Origin of the sequence: Mesorhizobium sp. M7D.F.Ca.US.004.03.1.1 (assembly GCF_003998635.1) — a bacterium.
GTDB lineage: Bacteria > Pseudomonadota > Alphaproteobacteria > Rhizobiales > Rhizobiaceae > Mesorhizobium > Mesorhizobium loti.
The window spans coordinates 1-840 of sequence record NZ_RZQG01001499.1 but is presented as its reverse complement, the minus strand read 5'-3'; the positions used below and the strand labels follow the sequence as shown (position 1 = coordinate 840).

Annotated in this window: 1 protein-coding gene; it reads left to right on the top strand. The window is 59.0% G+C overall.

The annotated features are described in order from the left end of the window. Positions 1 to 23: 23 nt before the first annotated feature. Positions 24 to 840: FAD-dependent oxidoreductase (locus EN935_RS38240; protein ID WP_164771832.1), on the top strand; the 817-nt coding region annotated here is incomplete at its 3' end.

Sequence of the window (840 nt, the reverse complement as noted above, 5' to 3'; positions counted from 1 at the left end):
CAGGTTCACTGGGGCCAGAGGAGGTGAATGGTCAACTGGGCGGCGTCGCGGGTGAAAAACTCACGAGGTTCGTTGGCGGATCCGGTAAGGTGGTGTTTGACACAATCCGCCGTTTGGACATCGATTGTTCTGGGGAACAAACCGGATGGATGCAACCAGCCCATACGCCCGACACACTCCGGATTGTTGAAGCCAGGGTGCGCCACTGGCAGGCGCTCGGCCAGCCTGTCAGGCTGCTGGGCAAGCGACAAACCGATGCTTTGACTGGCACTGACATCTATAGCGGCGCTCTCATTGACGATAGTGGGGGGCAGATCAATCCGCTCGCCTACGCTCGGGGGCTTGCCAGATCTGCAGTGGGCTTTGGCGCTCGCATCTTCTGGTCGAGCCCTGTAACCGGCTACGCACGCAGCGGCAACAAATGGCACGTCTCAACGCCAAACGGGCACATAGACGCAGGCCACCTGTTTCTCACGACAAATGCAATGCGATCGCATCCGGCAAGGGCAGTGGGCCGCAGCATTATCCCTGTGCGTCCCTATCAGGTGGCGACGCAGCCACTGGACCAGACCATACGCGCTCGCGTGCTGCCTGGGCGAAATCCAGTTGCGGATCTCCATAGGCATACCTTCGCCTATCGGTGGAGCCCTGACAATCGGCTTATCACCGGAGGGATCGCCATGTGCAATGATGCGGGTTCAGTTGCACGAATGTCATCCTACTTTCTGCGGCGGCTGCATCGCTACATTCCTGACCTTCCGAAATTGGAGGCGGCATTTGCCTGGAGCGGTGTCGTAGCGACAACCCCCGATTTCATGCCAAGAATCTGGCACGTTGGAC